We start from the raw sequence: 15,539 nt of genomic DNA, 5'->3' as shown, positions 1-15,539 counted from the left end.
CGCGGACGTGTTGATCTTAGGGATGCTCGGCTTGGGCCACAAGTCGAAGAAAGAGAAGAAAGAAACGAAATCTGAGGTGGAGTTGGGTTTGTCCTAGCGGAGCATTCCTATTGTTCTCTGAATGCGGAGTATTTCACTTCATACCTGCTGAAAGTTGATTTCAATTTAGTGTTTTGCGGTTTCTTGTATCGCTTTAAATCTATTTTCCGGTGTCGGCTTCGGTGTAGCTCATCTCAGCGCAGTACAGCTAGGAGGTAGGGAGCTCTTTCTGGTTGCTTGCGGACGGCCCCGGGTGCGCTGCGCTTACCCGGGCTACGTTTATGCTTGCCTGACTGTCTGCTTGGCCGGCCCCGGCTAAATGAACGGCCTTGCGCTTCAACCGGCTTTTCAACCGTTTCACTCCGCTTTCCGCGCCCGGCAGGCTATCTTTGCCGCGGGTCGCTGGCGACCCATTCATTTCGCGGCGGTTCCGGCTTGGCGCGGTGCGCTATCGGGACCGTTGGGTCTTTCAGGAGAGTGAAGTGGCAAATGTAGGGAAGCGGCGTCTGGGCAGTGTGGTGCGTGGCGTCGGTCGGGTCCTGTTGGCGTTCCTGTGTCTGTGCATCGGTATCTGGGGCGGGTTTGCGCTGTGGTACCAGTTCCCCGGCAACGTGGTGGCCAAGGTCGTGGCGATCCTGGTCTGGTGCGTGCCCAGCATCTGGGCGATCCGCGCGGGCTTTGGGCCGGTGCGGCGCTGGCATTCGCTGGCGGTGTTCGGCGCGCTGTTTGCGGTGATGCTGATCTGGTGGGCGACGATCGACCCGCAGCAGGACCGGGCCTGGGCCGATGACGTGGCGCAGCCGTTGCATGCGCGTATCGACGGTGATCGCCTGATCATCGACAACGTGCGCAACTTCCATTGGCGTACCGAAACCGACTACGACGTGCGCTGGGAAGCGCGTGAGTACGATCTGTCGCAGGTACAGTCGGTGGACATGATCCTGTCCTATTGGATGGGGCCGGCGATTGCGCACACGCTGGTGTCGTTCGGTTTTGCCGATGGCCGCCAGCTGGTGTTTTCGCTGGAGATCCGCAAGGAGCGGGGCGAATCGTTCTCGGCGCTGGGTGGCTTCTTCCGCAAGTTCGAGGCGGTGTTGGTGGCTTCGGATGAGCGCGACATCGTGCTGACGCGCAGCAATGTGCGTGGCGAGGATGTCTATCTGTACCGGCTGCATGGGCTTAGCCCGGACAAGATGCGCGATCTGCTGCGCTTCTACGTCGACCGCGCGCAGCAACTGGAACAGGCGCCGCGCTTCTACAACACGCTGACCAGCAACTGCACCACGGTGGTGTTCGAGCTGATGCGCCGCATCCAGCCCAATCTGCCGCTGGATTACCGCCTGCTCGCTTCCGGCTATCTGGCCGAGTACGCCGCCGACGTCGGTGGGCTGACCCCGGGCGTGCCGCTGGCGACTCTGCAACAATCGGGGCGTATAACGCTGCGTGCACGCGAAGCGGGCGATGTGGCTGATTTCTCTTCCCGGATACGCGCAGGTGTACCCGGCATTCCCGCACCAGGAACCAACCCATGACCCACACCCCGCAGACATGGATACGCCGGTTGTTGCCGGTGGTCGCGGTACTGGCGCTGCTGCTGTCCAGCGGCTGCGCCATGGTGAAGATGAAAGCGGTGAGCAACACCGATTATGTGATGCTCAAGCGTGGCGACATCCTCAGCACCGGCAAGCTCAGTGCCTTGTCGCAGGAGTCGTTGTCGGTCATCGGCTTGACCGAGAGTGATTGCAGCAAGGACCTGCCCACCTGCCGGCAGACGGTCACCACCAATGACGGCCTGCAGTCCGAGCAGCGCCTGTCCACGCTGGCCGAGCTGTGGATGCAGGAGGCCTTGGCGCTCACCCCCAAGGCCAAGGGCAATGAGCCCATCGAGTTGCCGCCGGCGGCCTTGAATGCCTGGCTGGAAACCGCGCGCTACTCCTATCTGTACCTGTTCTTCAGCGGTCGCAGCCCGGCGCAGCGCGCCCTGGAAGACCGGCTTACCCAGGTGCGGGATTACTACAACTACGCCACCGAGCAGGCCGCGTCGGTGGTGTTCCAGCGCACCCGCGCGCGGGCCTTGGAAGGCGAGGACATCAACCTGCCGGTACGGGTGGACGAGTGGACCATCAGTGCGAAGTTCGACCAACTCAAGCTCGAAGGCGTGCCCAGGCAGCTGGTGGCCGCATCCTCGGTGAGCTTTGCCGGACTGCGCAGATCCTACCGTCGTGATGGCTTTGGTGCCGAGCTGGTGGCGATGATGGAAGCGCCCACGCTGGCGCAGGCGATTGAAGTGGAAGAGCGCAAGCAGGACCTGCCGGTCTACAGCGAGATGCCTGCGGTCAACGTGACCGCCGTGCTGAACTTCAGCGGCAATACGCTGGAAGAAATACTGGCAACCCGGCAGGTACAGTTGGAGGCCTATTCGCCCGACCTCAGCAGCATCCAGATGCGTGGCCAGGAAGTGCCGCTGGCAGCCAACTTCACTGCCGCCTACGGCCTGTGGCTCGCCCAGTCCGGCTTCGCCACCGAGTCACTGCGCACCTTGTTCGGCCGTGGCGAAGGCATCCGCGAGCCGCACATCTACCTGATGCAGCCCTACGATCCGAACAAGCGCATCATCTTCATGCTGCACGGCCTGGCCAGTAGCCCGGAAGCGTGGGTGAACCTTGCCAACGAGATCATGGGCGACGAGGAAATGCGCGAGCATTACCAGGTGTGGTCGGTGTATTACCCGACCAATGCGCCGATCGCCTTGAACCGTTACACCATCAGCAAGGCCTTCAACAGCACGCTGCATCACTTCGATCCCAAGGGCACGGCACCGGCATCGCATGACATGGTCTTCATCGGCCACAGCATGGGCGGCGTGATCGCACGCTTGATGCTCAGTGACTCGGGCGATGTGCTGTGGGAGAACACCCGCCAGCGCTACAACCTGCAGGGCGAGCGGCTGGCGCGGGTGGAAGCCAAGCTCGGGCCGGTGCTGCACTTCACCCCGCAGCCGAACGTGGAGCGGGCGATCTTCCTGGCCTCACCGCACAAGGGCACGGATGCGGCTGGCAACCGGCTCGGCCGTTTGATCGGCAGGCTGGTGCGCTTGCCGCTGACCATTCTTGGTGCCTTCGGCGACGCCTTCATGGCGCTGCAGGACCCGGGCGAAGCCGATGGCAAGAAGCCCAAGGAACCGGTGATCACCAACAGCATCGAGAACCTGAAGGCCAGCGATCCCTTCATCGAGGCGTCCTCGGCGCTGCCGATCCAACCGGGCCTGAAGTACCACTCCATCATCGCCAAGCGCAAAGCCGAGGTGCCGACCCCGCAGTCCGACGACGGGCTGGTGCCGTACTGGAGCGCGCATCTGGATGGCGCGCTGTCGGAGAAGGTGATCGTGTCCGGCCACAGCGTGCAGGAAACGCCGGAAGCGGTGCTGGAAGTGCGCCGCATCCTGCGCAAGGACCTGCTGGAAGTGGAAGGCGTGGACGCCGCGCATTGAGCCTGTGCCGGGCTGCGTGTAGCCCGGGCAAAGGATCAAGCCGGAGATCCTCGTGCGGAGCTGCGACGCAGGAGATTGCTGAGCTGCGTGATCGAGCGCTGCTCAGCCGATGCGGCGACCAACCACGGTTGCCAATCCGGCCAACAGCAGCGTCACCGCAAAGCACAGCAGATAACCACTGGTTTCATTGCCGCCAACAGTTGCGGCGAACAGCGAGCCGGAGATCGCCAGCGTCGAGGCGACGGCGATGCCTTCGCTCAGCTGCAAGGCCGAGCTGTTGGCACCTTGCTCGTGCGGCGCTGACAACGACAAGGTAAGCACCGACAGGCTGGGGTAGATCAGGCCCATGCCCAGTCCGGTAAGCGCCCAGCCGGCAAGCGCCAGCATCAGGGGCACGCCCGGATACAGCGTGAGCACGGTGATCAGCAGGCCGGCCAGCATCAACCAGGTGCCGGCCTGCAGCATGTGCGTGCGGCGCCAACCGAAGTGCTGGTGGCCTTGCATCCACGAGCCGGAGAACCAGCCCAGCGCGCCCAGGCTGAGCGCTGCGCCCGCCCACAGCGGCGACAGGTCGCGCTCGCGCTGCAGCAGTAGTGGCAGGAAGGCCTCGGCGCCAAAGAAGGCCGAGGCGGCAATGCCACGCAAGGCGATCACGCTGGGCAGGCCGCGGCGCAGCAGCAGGCTGCCGCTGGGCAGCAGATGGCGCGCACAGAAGATCAGTGCAATCACTGCCACCGTCATCACCGCCAGCGCCTGCATGCCTTGCAGCTGTCCGCCGACATACAGCAACAAGGCGGCCAGTGCCGTGCCTATCGCCCAGCGCACCACCGGCCGCTGCTCGACATCGCGACGGATGCTGGTTTGGGTGCTGCGCAAGGCCGGCAACAGCAGCCACGCCGCCGGCAAGGCCAACACCGGCACGATGAGGAACACCCAGCGCCAGCTCAGGTGCTGCACGATCAGGCCGCTCAGGCCGGGTCCGATCAGCGAAGGCACCACCCAGCCGGCGGAGAAGGCTGCGAACACTTTCGGCCGCAGCGCTTCCGGATAGGTGCGTGCCACCAGCACATACAGCGACACCGAAATCGCGCCGATGCCGACGCCCTGCAGCAGGCGGCCGACGATCAGTACATCCATGCGCGGCGCCAAACCGGCCAGCAACAGGCCAATCAGGAAGCTGCCCAGGCCCAGCCACAGCGGTCGCGCCGGACCTTGCTGGTCGCACATGCGGCCAGCCAGGGTCATGCCGATCACGCTGGTGGCCAGTGCGCCGCCGAAGGCCAGCGCGTACAGGCGCAGCCCGTCCAAGGCCTGCGCCACGCTCGGCATGGCGGCCGCCACGGCCAGCGCTTCGAAGGCGATCAGCGAGATCAGCGCGACCATGCCGAAGGTGGTGGCACGGTATTGCGGGGCGAGGATGGAGGTACTTGCCGGCGGAGCCGAGGCGATGCTTTGGGAACTCATGATGCGACGCTGCTGCTTGAGTTGCGGCTGGGGGGCGTGCAGCATCACACCTCAACCATGGTTGAGGTCAAGTGATGTCCACGCGGGAACTGAGTGTAGGTGAAGTGGCCCGGCGCAGCGGTGTTGCGGTGTCGGCCTTGCACTTCTATGAGCGCAAAGGACTGATCCACAGCCAGCGCACGGCCGGTAACCAGCGAAGATTCCAGAGTGATGTGCTGCGCCGGCTGGCGCTGATCCAGGCCGCACAACGCGTGGGCATGCCCTTGCAGGCAGTGGCCGAGCGCTTGGCGGAACTGCCGGAAGGGCGCGCGCCCACAAAGGCTGACTGGGCGAAGATGTCGGCGCGCTGGCGCAAGGAACTGGACGAGCGCATCGCAACGCTGCAGTTCATGCGTGACCAGCTCAGCGATTGCATCGGCTGCGGCTGTCTGTCGCTGAAGCGCTGCGGCCTGCTGAATCCGCAGGATGTGCTGGGGCAGCGCGGCGAAGGCCCGCAACGCGTGGGCTAGCGTTGCGAGACGGTATCGGCAAGCTGCCGGGTATCGGACGGCACGCCAGCAGTGCCTGCTGCCCGGGCCACAGTGCGTGGCCCGGATGGATCAGATTTCCGCTTCGATCAGCGGCATCGCCAGGCGCGAGCGGGTCAGCACCATGCCGAGGTTGGCGGTGCGGCGGCAGACAAACACCATCACGTAATCCGGGTAGCGCTTGCCGCGCATGAAGACGTGGATCAGGTTTTCGCTGTTGACGATGATTTCCTGGAAGTAATGCGCGCCTTCCTGGTCTTCCAGGCCACGTGCGCGACGGAACATCTGCTCGATGCTGCGGATGTTCGGGCCCTGGTACAGGTCGGCGGTAGCAGCGGCGACCAGATCCAGCACTTCGCGCGGATGCGAATCCACGGTGCGCACCGACAGCAGCATGCCGGAGCTGATGTCGACGTAGCCGGCGGCCACGCATTCGGGGATGGAGGCGACGGATTGCTGCAGGGTGGTGTCGAGCGACATGGGGGAATCCTTGCGGAAGGGGGAGAAAAGGAAAAGCGATGCCCGCAGGCCGCAGTGCGACCCGGCATCACTCAGGGGTTGATCAGTCGCAGGCGCGTATCAGCAGGTTTTCTTCCAGCGCATGCAGCAGGTCTTCCTGCTCCTGCGACTGCACGAAACCCGGGTCCAAGGTGCGCAGGCGGCGCAGGGCTTCGTTTGCGGTGAGTCCTTCGCGTATCAGCCACGCGGCCAACACCATGCCGGTGCGGCCAAGGCCGGCCAGGCAGTGCACGGCGACGACTTCGCCTTCGCGCAGCATCACCTCGATCTTGGCCAGCAGCAGCTTGGCCCATAGCAAGGGCGGTGCGCTGCGGTCGGCGATGCCCAGGTGATAACTGCGCAGCCCGTAGGGAGCCAGTCGCTCGGCCGGCATTTCGCGTTCGGTGAGGTTGACCAGCACGGTGACGCCCATGCCACGCAGCAACGCCAGATCGTGATCGATGGCGAATACCACGCCGGGCATCGGGCAGCCGGCGAGCTTGCCCGGTACCAGCCAATGGAAGCCGTTGGGGCCGCGCCGGGATGGCGTGGCAGACAGGCGGATCGGCGCTGGTGTCTGCATCGGTGCTGGACGCGCAATGGAAGCTTCGGGCGCAGGCGTGGCAGGCCGGCTTGGTGCCTTTTCGACGATGGCAACGGGCGCTGGTGCGACGACACCATCGGCGAGGTCCTCGGCGCGCGCATCCGGCGCGGGTACATGGCAGCTGCCGGTGCGCAGGAACTGCGCCAGCACCGGGTGCTCCCCGCTATTGGCAAAGAAGGCATCCACCGGCGCATCAACCTGCACATGGCCGCCGGCCATCAGGATCACCCGCGAGGCGATACGTCGGGCCTGGCCTTGATGGTGCAGGCTGACCAGACAGCAGTGGTTGGCGGATAGACGTTCAATCAGCGTGAGCACGGCTTCCGCCTCGGCCGGTTCCAGCTCGCTGGTGGGTTCGTCTATCAACAGCAGCGCGCTACCGCTGAAGGCGGCGCGCAGGATGGCGACCTGGCGAGCGAGTCCGCGCGGCAGGTCGATCACCCGCTGCTGCAGATGTGCGGCCACGGCGGTAGCGCCCAAGGCCTGCAGGCGCGTGTCGATCTGTTCGCGCAATGCCTGTGGCTTGTTGCCAGCTTGCGGGCGCAGCGCGGCGCTGAGGTTCTCCAGCACGCTGAAGCCAAGTTCGCGCGCGTGTTGTTGCACCAGTACCGGCGGCTGCGTTGCCGCTTCCAGCGGTGCACCCTGGAACAGCAGCGTGCCCCAGCGCCCGCCATGGGCGTTGCTTTGGCCAGACAGCGCCTGCAGCAACGAGGACTTGCCGGTGCCGCCCGGGCCCATCAACACCACGATGCCGGTACCACTGATGTCCAGATCAATCGACGCCAGCACGGTGCGTTGGCCGCGGCGCATGCCCCAGCCTTGCAGCTGCAGCAACGGAGTAGGGGAGTTGTGGACTGGCAAGTACGTCACTCTGCCCGTCGCAAACCCGTTTCTGGGGCCTGCGCGGAATTGGAAAGGCGGCCAGTATGGTTTGTGTTAATTCCATGTCAATTTGACTTTGTGATGTGTGCGGGCAATGCGCAACGACCTCGCAAGCTGCGAGGTGATCGCTGCTGCGCTGCCATATCAAATTGATTGGGAAAGGAAATGCGCGCTTTTTCAAGCGCGTTTGCAACCGCGAATACGGTGCTGGAGTGACAAACAAGACGATGCCTATTGTTTCAGCGGGATTCAGAAATTCCGTTCGAAACGCACGTTTCCCGCGCCTGCATCTGCGCTGATCTGCAGGTCGATGCGCAGTTGATCGCGTGGATGTGCATCGAGTAGGCCGATCAGGTCGGTGTAGTCACCCCTACGCACGGCACGCAATTTGATCTGCTGGCGCTTGCCGGAGAGATCGGTGGCGATGGCCTGCACCTTGCCGTCTGCTGGCAGTTCTTCGCCTTGTACGAGTTGCCGCAGGGCGACCACCAGCAGGGCACGGTCGGCTTCGCGCTGCACCTGGTAGCTGCGAGCGACTGCATCGTTCATGGCCAGGGTTGGCAGCAGGTTGTAGTGCACGCGCAGCTTGCCGAGGTCGGCGTGGCTGGGTTGCGCTTGTTGGATGACGGCTGCGCGCGGGGAGGGTTCCGCGGAGCAGGCGGCAAGGGTGAGCAGCAGGGTGGAGGACAGCGTTAGGGCGAACCGGGGCATGGTGTTGGTGTCCTTGGGCTGTGGTGTTGGATGGGGCTTTCTTGATCGCATGAGAGCTACCAGGCTTTGCCTTGCCCCTCTCCCGAACCCCCGCTCCGCGCCCCGGCCCTTGCGCCAGCGCAAGGGCGTTCGATGGGCAGCGAACCGGTGGTTCGCAAGCTGCCCCTCTCACCCCACAAGGGGAGAGGGGCTTGGGATTGCTTGCAACTTGCAGCGTTCCTGCTGCTCAGTCGTTCGCAGCAGAAAGCTCCTTGCCACGTTTCGCTGCCGCATCGATGGCGCGCGCGGTCAGCGCTTCAAAGCCGCCTGCCTGGAAGGTTTCTATCGCTGCCTGCGTGGTGCCACCCGGCGAGGTGACGCGGCGGCGCAGTTCGGCCGGGGCTTCGCCGGCTTCGGTCAGCATGCGTGCGGCACCTAGGACGGTGTCCAGCACCAGCGTGCGCGCCGCATCCGCTGGCAGGCCTTGTTCCAGCGCTGCGGCTTCCATCGCCTCGGCGAGCAGGAAGATATAGGCCGGGCCGCTGCCGGAAACGGCGGTCACCGCGTCCATCAGTCCTTCGTTCTCGATCCAGACGGTGCGGCCAGCGCTGGCAAGCACCTGCTCGGTCTGAGCGCGCTGGGCGGCGGATGCGCGCGGGTTGGCGAACAGGCCGGTGACGCCGGCACCGAGCAGGGCGGGGGTGTTGGGCATGGCGCGGACGATGGCCTGATCGCCACCCAGCCAGCGTTCGAGCTGCGCGGCGGTGATACCGGCGGCGATCGAGGCAACCACCGGCTGCTGTGCAGCGGCGACGGGACTCAAGGCCTCGCAGACGGTACGCATCACCTGCGGCTTGACCGCCATCAACCACAGCCCGGCATGAGCGGCGGCGGCTTCGGCGGCGTTGTAGGTATGCACGCCGAAGTCCTGCGCCAGCGCCTCGCGCAGGGCGGCGACCGGTTCGGCGACATGGATGCGGCTAGCGGCCATGCCGCGTCGCAGCAAGCCAGCGATCAGGCTGCGCGCCATGTTGCCGCCGCCGATGAAGGCGACATCAGTATCGGGAAGGTCTGTGTTCGGGCTGCTGGTCATCAATCCAATCTCGGTGCGTTCAAGGGGAAGGGCGTTGGCCGAACAAGGCGGTGCCGACCCGGACCATGGTCGAGCCGGCGGCGATGGCTTCGGCAAAGTCACTGCTCATACCCATCGAAAGTGTATCGACCTGCGGGAACTGCGCGGCCAGGTCGGTAAACAAGGCCTGCATCCGTGCGAACGCGGCCTGGCGTTTGGCCGCTTCCGGGAACGGCGCGGGGATCGCCATCAGGCCGCGCAGACAGAGCCGTGGCTCCTTGGCGACGGCCGCGGCGAGTGCAGCGACCTGCCCCGGGGTGCAACCATGCTTGCTGTCCTCGTCGTCGATGTTGACCTGGATCAGCACATTGAGGGGGGGCAAAGCGGCCGGGCGGCCCTTGGCCAGGGCGGTGACCAGCTTGCCCCGGTCAACGGTCTGCACCCAATCGAAGACCTGCGCGGCCAGCTCGGCCTTGTTGGACTGCAGGTGGCCGATCAGGTGCCATTCCAGGCCCAGTTCGGCCAGCTCGGCGATCTTGGCGGCCGCCTCCTGCACATAGTTTTCACCAAAGGCGCGCTGTCCTTGGGCGGCCAGTCCAGCCACCGCGGCGGCCGGCTGCAGCTTGGAGACGGCCAGCAGGCGGACCGGTTGGGAGGGGCTGGAAGCAGCGTCGATCTGCTGCCGGAGGGTGGCCAACGACACGGTTTGCAAAGCATCTACCTCTTACGTGGGAAGGCTTATACTGCCTGCCAGGGGAAACACCTTACATATACTCGCAACGCAGGGGACAGAGCGCGTATGGACATCGCTGAACTTTTGGCGTTCTCGGTCAAGAACAAGGCCTCGGACTTACATCTTTCCGCCGGCCTGCCGCCGATGATCCGCGTGGACGGTGACGTCCGTCGCATCAACATCCCGGCCCTGGACCACAAACAAGTGCACGCGCTGGTGTACGACATCATGTCGGACAAGCAGCGGCGTGATTACGAAGAGTTCCTCGAGGTCGACTTCTCGTTCGAGATTCCCTCGCTGGCGCGCTTCCGTGTCAATGCGTTCAACCAGAACCGTGGTGCCGGTGCGGTGTTCCGTACCATTCCCTCGGAAGTGCTGACGCTGGAAGACCTGGCCTGCCCGCCGATCTTCCGCGAGTTGATCGAGCAGCCGCAGGGCCTGATCCTGGTCACCGGCCCGACCGGTTCGGGCAAGTCGACCACGCTGGCGGCGATGATCGATCACATCAACAAGAACGAATACGGTCACATCCTCACCGTCGAGGACCCGATCGAATTCGTGCACACCTCGCAGAAGTGCCTGATCAACCAGCGCGAAGTGCACCGCGACACGCACGGCTTCAACGAAGCCCTGCGCTCGGCCTTGCGTGAAGACCCGGACATCATCCTGGTCGGCGAATTGCGTGACCTTGAGACCATCCGCCTGGCACTGACCGCCGCAGAAACCGGTCACCTGGTGTTCGGCACCCTGCATACCAGTTCGGCGGCCAAGACCATCGACCGTATCATCGACGTGTTCCCGGCTGGCGAAAAGCCGATGGTGCGCTCGATGCTGTCCGAGTCGCTGCGTGCGGTGATTTCGCAGGCGCTGCTCAAGCGCGTGGGCGGTGGCCGTATTGCCTCGCACGAAATCATGGTGGCAACCCCGGCGATCCGTAACCTGATCCGCGAAGACAAGGTGGCGCAGATGTACTCTGCCATCCAGACCGGCCAGCAGGTGGGCATGCAGACGCTGGACCAGAATCTGCAGGATCTGGTCAAGCGCAGCTTGATCACGCGCAACCAGGCCAAGGAATACGCCAAGGACAAGCGTCTGTTCGAGTAATTCCAGGTTTCGGGATTGAAGATTCGGAATTCGGGATTCGCAAAAGCCGGAATCGACGGGGCGCCGTGGAGTCATCCCACGCCCTGTCCCGGCTCTCCATCGGGAGCCAGACATGAGCACTATTGATTTCACCTCGTTCCTCAAGCTGATGGCGCACCAGAAGGCGTCGGACCTTTTCATCACCGCCGGCATGCCGCCGTCGATGAAGGTCAACGGCAAGCTGTCGCCGATCACCCAGACACCGCTGACGGCGCAGCAAAGCCGCGACATGGTGCTCAACGTGATGACGCCGGCGCAGCGCGAGGAGTTTGAGAAAACCCACGAATGCAACTTCGCCATCGGTGTATCCGGCGTGGGTCGCTTCCGTGTGAGCTGCTTCTACCAGCGCAACCAGGTAGGCATGGTGCTGCGTCGCATCGAGACGCGCATTCCCACCGTGGAAGAGCTGAACCTGCCGCCGGTGATCAAGACGCTGGCGATGACCAAGCGCGGCATCATCCTGTTCGTCGGCGCCACCGGTACCGGCAAGTCGACCTCGCTGGCGGCGATGATCGGCTACCGCAACCAGAACTCGACCGGCCACATCATCACCATCGAAGACCCGATCGAATTCGTGCACAAGCACGAAGGCTGCATCGTGACCCAGCGCGAAGTCGGCATCGATACCGACAGCTGGGAAGCGGCGCTGAAGAACACCCTGCGGCAGGCGCCGGACGTGATCATGATCGGCGAAATCCGCACCCGCGAGGGCATGGATCACGCGGTGGCGTTCGCCGAAACCGGTCACCTGGTGCTGGCCACGCTGCACGCCAACAACGCCAACCAGGCGATGGATCGCATCATCAACTTCTTCCCGGAAGACCGTCGCAACCAGTTGCTGATGGACTTGTCGCTGAACCTGAAGGGCGTGGTGGCACAGCAGCTGGTACCGACCCCGGACGGCAAGAGCCGCCGTGTGGCGATGGAAATCCTGCTGGGCACGCCGCTGGTGCAGGACTACATCCGCGATGGCGAAGTGCACAAGCTCAAGGAAGTGATGCGCGACTCCGTGCAGCTGGGCATGAAGACCTTCGACCAGAGCCTGTTCGAGCTGTACCAGGCCGGCGAGATCAGCTACGACGATGCCTTGCGCTACGCCGATTCGCAGAACGAAGTACGCCTGCGCATCAAGCTGTCGCAGGGCGGTGATGCCAAGACCCTGTCGCAGGGTCTGGATGGCGTGGAGATTGCCGAGGTTCGCTGAATCTGGCGGGTTTGGTTGTTTGAAAAGCCGCTCCTTGTGGGGCGGCTTTTTTGTTGGGGGGTGGGGGGAAGATCAAGATCAAGATCAAGATCAAGATCAAGAGCACCCCTCCCGAACCCTCCCCTTCGCTGCGCGAAAGGGAGGGGCGAAGGCCGAGCCAGAGCGGAGCAAGCCCAAAGCGGGAGGCCGCTCCTCCCCCTCCCTTTCGCGTAGCGAAGGGGAGGGCCGGGGAGGGGTGCTTCTGCTCTTCGCTTCTGCTCATTGCCCTGTCTTAAGCTCTCCCCAATCCCCAATCCCCAATCCCCAATCCCCAATCCCCAATCCCAGCCCTACCGCTCCATCCAAGCCGGCCCAATCGCTGCAATCTTCACCATCACCGGGCAATCCTCCCGGTGCGCGCCGGGCAGGTAGCCTAGGCTCATCAAAAATTCGCCGGTGATCTCGCCGCCGGTAAACCGGAACGTCTTCTTGAACAGCTTCACCCAGTCCGCCTTGGGCAGCGGATGATGCGCGTCCAGCCATTCGGCGAAACCGCCATGGGAGGCACGCAGCCCTTGGATCACCTGCGCGTTGTGGATCGCTGCTGCCACCTTGAGCCGGTTGCGGATGATGCCGGCATCGGCCAGCAGGCGGGCGACATCCGCCTCGCCATAGGCTGCCACCGCGTCCACGTCGAAGCCGCTGTAGGCGCTGCGGAAGCCTTCGCGCTTGCGCAGGATGGTTTCCCAGCTCAAGCCGGCCTGGTTGATTTCCAGTAGCAGGCGCTCGAAGAGTTCGCGTTCGTCGCGCTGCGGGAAGCCATACTCGTTCTCGTGGTACGGCCCGTGCACGGGGTGGCCCGGGGCGAAATCACAGTAGTAGGTCATGGGCATGTCCGCGTTAAGGAAGGCCCGATTATCGCCCCTGCGAGGCGTCAGGCAGCCGCAGCCGGTAGAATGCAGACATGTCTGCGCTGTCACCACCTCTTTCCAATCACCTGCTGGTGGCTTTGCCGTCGCTGGTCGACCCCCAGTTCGCGCGTAGCGTGGCCTTGATCTGCCAGCACGACGAAAACGGCGCCATGGGCGTCGTGGTCAACCAGCCCTCCGATTTCACCCTGGGCGATGTGTTCGCGCAGATGGCGATCGATACCGACGATGGCGACCTGCGCGCCGTGCCGGTGCTCAATGGCGGGCCGGTGCACACCGAACGCGGTTTCGTCATCCATGACGACGCGCGCGAATGGGATTCCAGCCTGAAGGTGGGCGATGGCCTCTACCTGACGACGTCCCGCGACATCCTCGAAGCCATGGCCCGTGGCGAAGGTCCGCGCAATGCCCTGGTCACGCTCGGCTGTGCCGGCTGGAGTGAAGGCCAGCTGGAGCAGGAACTGGCGGAGAACAGCTGGCTGACCGTGCCCGCCGACGCTGCCGTGCTGTTCGAAACACCGCTGGACGAGCGCTGGCAGTTGGCTGGCGCGCGCATCGGCGTTGATCTGTTCCTGGTCACCGGATACAGCGGCCGTGCTTGAGTCCAACACACTTTCCACCAGCAGCACGGTACTGGGCTTCGATGTCGGCTCGCGCCGCATCGGCGTTGCCATTGGCAGCTCGCTGGGCGTCGGCGCGCGTGCGATCGCGGTCGTCGATGTGCATGGCAATGGCCCGGACTGGAACGCGCTGGACAAGCTGCACAAGGAATGGCGGCCGCAAGGCATGATCGTCGGCGATCCGCTCACCCTGGAAGGCGAAGACCAGCCCAACCGCAAGCGCGCGCACGCCTTTGCCCGGCAGCTGCAGCAGCGCTACAAGGTGCCGGTATTACTGGTGGACGAGCGTTCCAGCTCGGTCGAGGCCGCGCAGCGCTTCGCCGCGGAGCGCGCCGAAGGCCGCAAGCGTCGCCGCGATGCCGCCAACCTCGACGCCGTTGCCGCCGCCGTCATCATCGAGCGCTGGTTGTCGGCGCCGCACGAAGCCACCCCTATTTCCTGACTGTCGAAGACCCTGCCATGACCGCTTCGCAACTTGATGCCCAAGGACGCCTGCGCCACCTGCTGACCCTGGATGGGTTGCCGCGGGAAACCCTGCTGCAGCTGCTCGACCGTGCTGGCCAGATCCGCGATGCCGCGGTGGGCCGGATCAACAACAAGCGCGCGGTGCTCGCCGGTACCGGCGTCTGCACCCTGTTCTTCGAGCCCTCCACCCGCACCCGCAGCTCGTTCCAGCTGGCGGCGCAGCGGCTGGGTGCGGACGTACTGAATTTCGATGCTTCCACCTCTTCCGCGCGCAAGGGTGAGACCGCCTGCGACACGCTGAAGAATCTGGAGGCGATGGGCGTGCGCGGCTTCATCGTGCGCCACCCGGACGATGGTGCGGTGGCCGAACTGGCTGGCGTGGCTGGCGAAGGTACCGCGCTGATCAATGCCGGCGACGGCCGCAGCGCGCACCCGACCCAGGGCCTGCTCGACATGCTGACCCTGCGCCAGGCCAAGGGCAGCGATTTCTCCAAGCTGAAAGTGGTGATCGTCGGCGACGTGAAGCATTCGCGCGTTGCGCGCACCGATCTGCAGGCGATGCGTACTTTGGGTGTGGGCGAGATCCGCGTCTGCGGCCCGCAGTCGCTGCTGCCGGAGGATGGCATCCTTGATGGCTGCGTGGTCGGCCATGATTTCGACGCGATGCTGGAAGGCGTGGATGCGCTGATGATGCTGCGCCTGCAGCGCGAGCGCATGGAAGAAGGCCTGGTGCCGTCGCTGGAGCAGTACCACGCGCAGTACGGCCTCAACAGCGAGCGCCTGAAGCGTGCCGCCAAGGACGCAGCGGTGCTGCACCCGGGTCCGATCAACCGCGGCGTGGAAGTCACCGACGAAGTGGCCGATGGTCCGCAGTCGTGGGTATTGCGCCAGGTCGCCAACGGCGTCGCCGTGCGCATGGCGGTGCTGGAAACCCTGTTGGGCTGATGATGTGCTCCCTCCCTTGCGCCGAAGGCGGAGGGGAGGGCTGGGGAGGGGTTGGCTCTTGAGCCTTTCAGGCATTGCCAGCTTCGCGGCTTACGCCGCTCCTACAACAGCAGGTTGGGATGGCTGGCGAGTTCCCCCTGTAGAGCCGAGCCATGCTCGGCTGGGGGAGTTACGATAAAGCCTCAGCCCCGCCTGGCGCGGCACGAACAGGCAGGTAAGGGTTTTATGCCGGGCGCGTTGGTTGGTGGTGGGTGG

Annotated in this window: 15 protein-coding genes; 8 read left to right on the top strand and 7 right to left on the bottom strand. The window is 64.5% G+C overall.

Features of this window, described 5'->3' with window-relative positions; translation table 11 throughout:
• Positions 1-554 precede the first annotated feature (554 nt).
• A complete protein-coding gene (locus ACVOLI_RS14285) occupies positions 555-1,571 on the top strand; it encodes an Lnb N-terminal periplasmic domain-containing protein (RefSeq protein ID WP_481614934.1) in 1,017 nt (338 codons plus the stop codon).
• A complete protein-coding gene (locus tag ACVOLI_RS14280; RefSeq protein WP_481614927.1) occupies positions 1,568-3,529 on the top strand; it encodes an esterase/lipase family protein in 1,962 nt (653 codons plus the stop codon). Before ACVOLI_RS14285 ends, ACVOLI_RS14280 begins: the two co-directional genes overlap by 4 nt.
• Positions 3,530-3,631: 102 nt before the next feature.
• On the opposite strand, the gene ACVOLI_RS14275 is transcribed toward ACVOLI_RS14280, so the two are convergent.
• Positions 3,632-4,993, bottom strand: a complete 1,362-nt coding sequence (locus tag ACVOLI_RS14275; protein WP_481614926.1) for an MFS transporter — start codon at positions 4,991-4,993, stop codon at positions 3,632-3,634.
• Positions 4,994-5,067: 74 nt separating this feature from the next.
• Between ACVOLI_RS14275 and soxR the strand changes: the two genes are divergently transcribed.
• Positions 5,068-5,502 (top strand): redox-sensitive transcriptional activator SoxR, encoded by a 435-nt coding sequence (gene soxR / locus ACVOLI_RS14270; protein WP_282268518.1) that lies wholly within the window; start codon positions 5,068-5,070, stop codon positions 5,500-5,502.
• Positions 5,503-5,592: 90 nt separating this feature from the next.
• Here the strand turns inward: soxR and ACVOLI_RS14265 are convergent, their stop codons facing one another.
• The 5 genes from ACVOLI_RS14265 to ACVOLI_RS14245 form a co-directional block, all read right to left on the bottom strand.
• Positions 5,593-6,000 (bottom strand): hypothetical protein, encoded by a 408-nt coding sequence (locus ACVOLI_RS14265; protein ID WP_282268515.1) that lies wholly within the window; start codon positions 5,998-6,000, stop codon positions 5,593-5,595.
• 82 nt (positions 6,001-6,082) lie between these two features.
• The gene (locus ACVOLI_RS14260) at positions 6,083-7,432 is read right to left on the bottom strand and encodes a phosphatase domain-containing putative toxin (protein ID WP_481614925.1); all 1,350 of its coding nucleotides are present in this window, start codon (positions 7,430-7,432) and stop codon (positions 6,083-6,085) included.
• 321 nt (positions 7,433-7,753) lie between these two features.
• Positions 7,754-8,215: a DUF4426 domain-containing protein gene (locus ACVOLI_RS14255; RefSeq protein ID WP_481614924.1), complete on the bottom strand. Its 462-nt coding sequence runs from the start codon at positions 8,213-8,215 to the stop codon at positions 7,754-7,756.
• A gap of 226 nt (positions 8,216-8,441) precedes the next feature.
• A complete protein-coding gene (gene proC / locus ACVOLI_RS14250) occupies positions 8,442-9,287 on the bottom strand; it encodes a pyrroline-5-carboxylate reductase (RefSeq protein ID WP_481614923.1) in 846 nt (281 codons plus the stop codon).
• Positions 9,288-9,306: 19 nt separating this feature from the next.
• Positions 9,307-9,969: a YggS family pyridoxal phosphate-dependent enzyme gene (locus ACVOLI_RS14245; protein WP_481614922.1), complete on the bottom strand. Its 663-nt coding sequence runs from the start codon at positions 9,967-9,969 to the stop codon at positions 9,307-9,309.
• Between the two features lie 96 nt (positions 9,970-10,065).
• Here ACVOLI_RS14245 and ACVOLI_RS14240 point away from each other — a divergent pair, with 96 nt between their 5' ends.
• Both ACVOLI_RS14240 and ACVOLI_RS14235 read left to right on the top strand, forming a co-directional pair.
• Entirely contained in the window at positions 10,066-11,103 is a 1,038-nt protein-coding gene (locus tag ACVOLI_RS14240) for a type IV pilus twitching motility protein PilT (protein ID WP_313170321.1), read from the top strand.
• Positions 11,104-11,215: 112 nt separating this feature from the next.
• On the top strand, positions 11,216-12,346 hold the full coding sequence (locus tag ACVOLI_RS14235; protein ID WP_282268502.1) for a PilT/PilU family type 4a pilus ATPase: 1,131 nt from the start codon (positions 11,216-11,218) through the stop codon (positions 12,344-12,346).
• A 329-nt stretch (positions 12,347-12,675) separates the two neighbouring features.
• Here ACVOLI_RS14235 and ACVOLI_RS14230 read toward each other — a convergent pair whose 3' ends face one another.
• Entirely contained in the window at positions 12,676-13,212 is a 537-nt protein-coding gene (locus ACVOLI_RS14230) for a DNA-3-methyladenine glycosylase I (protein ID WP_481614921.1), read from the bottom strand.
• A 77-nt stretch (positions 13,213-13,289) separates the two neighbouring features.
• On the opposite strand from ACVOLI_RS14230, the gene ACVOLI_RS14225 reads away from it, so the two are divergent.
• From ACVOLI_RS14225 to ACVOLI_RS14215, 3 genes are read left to right on the top strand one after another with little or no spacing between them, the layout of a single operon-like run.
• Entirely contained in the window at positions 13,290-13,856 is a 567-nt protein-coding gene (locus tag ACVOLI_RS14225) for a YqgE/AlgH family protein (protein WP_296251645.1), read from the top strand.
• The gene (gene ruvX, locus ACVOLI_RS14220) at positions 13,849-14,316 is read left to right on the top strand and encodes a Holliday junction resolvase RuvX (protein ID WP_481614920.1); all 468 of its coding nucleotides are present in this window, start codon (positions 13,849-13,851) and stop codon (positions 14,314-14,316) included. Before ACVOLI_RS14225 ends, ruvX begins: the two co-directional genes overlap by 8 nt.
• A 17-nt stretch (positions 14,317-14,333) precedes the next feature.
• A complete protein-coding gene (locus ACVOLI_RS14215) occupies positions 14,334-15,284 on the top strand; it encodes an aspartate carbamoyltransferase catalytic subunit (RefSeq protein ID WP_481546262.1) in 951 nt (316 codons plus the stop codon).
• Positions 15,285-15,539 lie beyond the last annotated feature (255 nt).

The sequence above is a fragment of the Stenotrophomonas sp. STEN029 genome, assembly GCF_056760015.1.
This window is presented reverse-complemented; position numbering and strand designations above follow the sequence as displayed.

What these genes read in the sequence shown, in the direction of transcription:
- proC (WP_481614923.1), bottom strand. Translation starts at nt 9,287, where the DNA reads ATGACCAGCAGCCCGAACACAGACCTTCCCGATACTGATGTCGCCTTC.
- ACVOLI_RS14215 (WP_481546262.1), top strand. Translation starts at nt 14,334, where the DNA reads ATGACCGCTTCGCAACTTGATGCCCAAGGACGCCTGCGCCACCTGCTG.
- ACVOLI_RS14225 (WP_296251645.1), top strand. Translation starts at nt 13,290, where the DNA reads ATGTCTGCGCTGTCACCACCTCTTTCCAATCACCTGCTGGTGGCTTTG.
- ACVOLI_RS14235 (WP_282268502.1), top strand. Translation starts at nt 11,216, where the DNA reads ATGAGCACTATTGATTTCACCTCGTTCCTCAAGCTGATGGCGCACCAG.
- ACVOLI_RS14240 (WP_313170321.1), top strand. Translation starts at nt 10,066, where the DNA reads ATGGACATCGCTGAACTTTTGGCGTTCTCGGTCAAGAACAAGGCCTCG.
- ACVOLI_RS14280 (WP_481614927.1), top strand. Translation starts at nt 1,568, where the DNA reads ATGACCCACACCCCGCAGACATGGATACGCCGGTTGTTGCCGGTGGTC.
- ACVOLI_RS14255 (WP_481614924.1), bottom strand. Translation starts at nt 8,215, where the DNA reads ATGCCCCGGTTCGCCCTAACGCTGTCCTCCACCCTGCTGCTCACCCTT.
- ACVOLI_RS14275 (WP_481614926.1), bottom strand. Translation starts at nt 4,993, where the DNA reads ATGAGTTCCCAAAGCATCGCCTCGGCTCCGCCGGCAAGTACCTCCATC.
- soxR (WP_282268518.1), top strand. Translation starts at nt 5,068, where the DNA reads ATGTCCACGCGGGAACTGAGTGTAGGTGAAGTGGCCCGGCGCAGCGGT.
- ACVOLI_RS14230 (WP_481614921.1), bottom strand. Translation starts at nt 13,212, where the DNA reads ATGACCTACTACTGTGATTTCGCCCCGGGCCACCCCGTGCACGGGCCG.
- ACVOLI_RS14260 (WP_481614925.1), bottom strand. Translation starts at nt 7,432, where the DNA reads ATGCGCCGCGGCCAACGCACCGTGCTGGCGTCGATTGATCTGGACATC.
- ACVOLI_RS14265 (WP_282268515.1), bottom strand. Translation starts at nt 6,000, where the DNA reads ATGTCGCTCGACACCACCCTGCAGCAATCCGTCGCCTCCATCCCCGAA.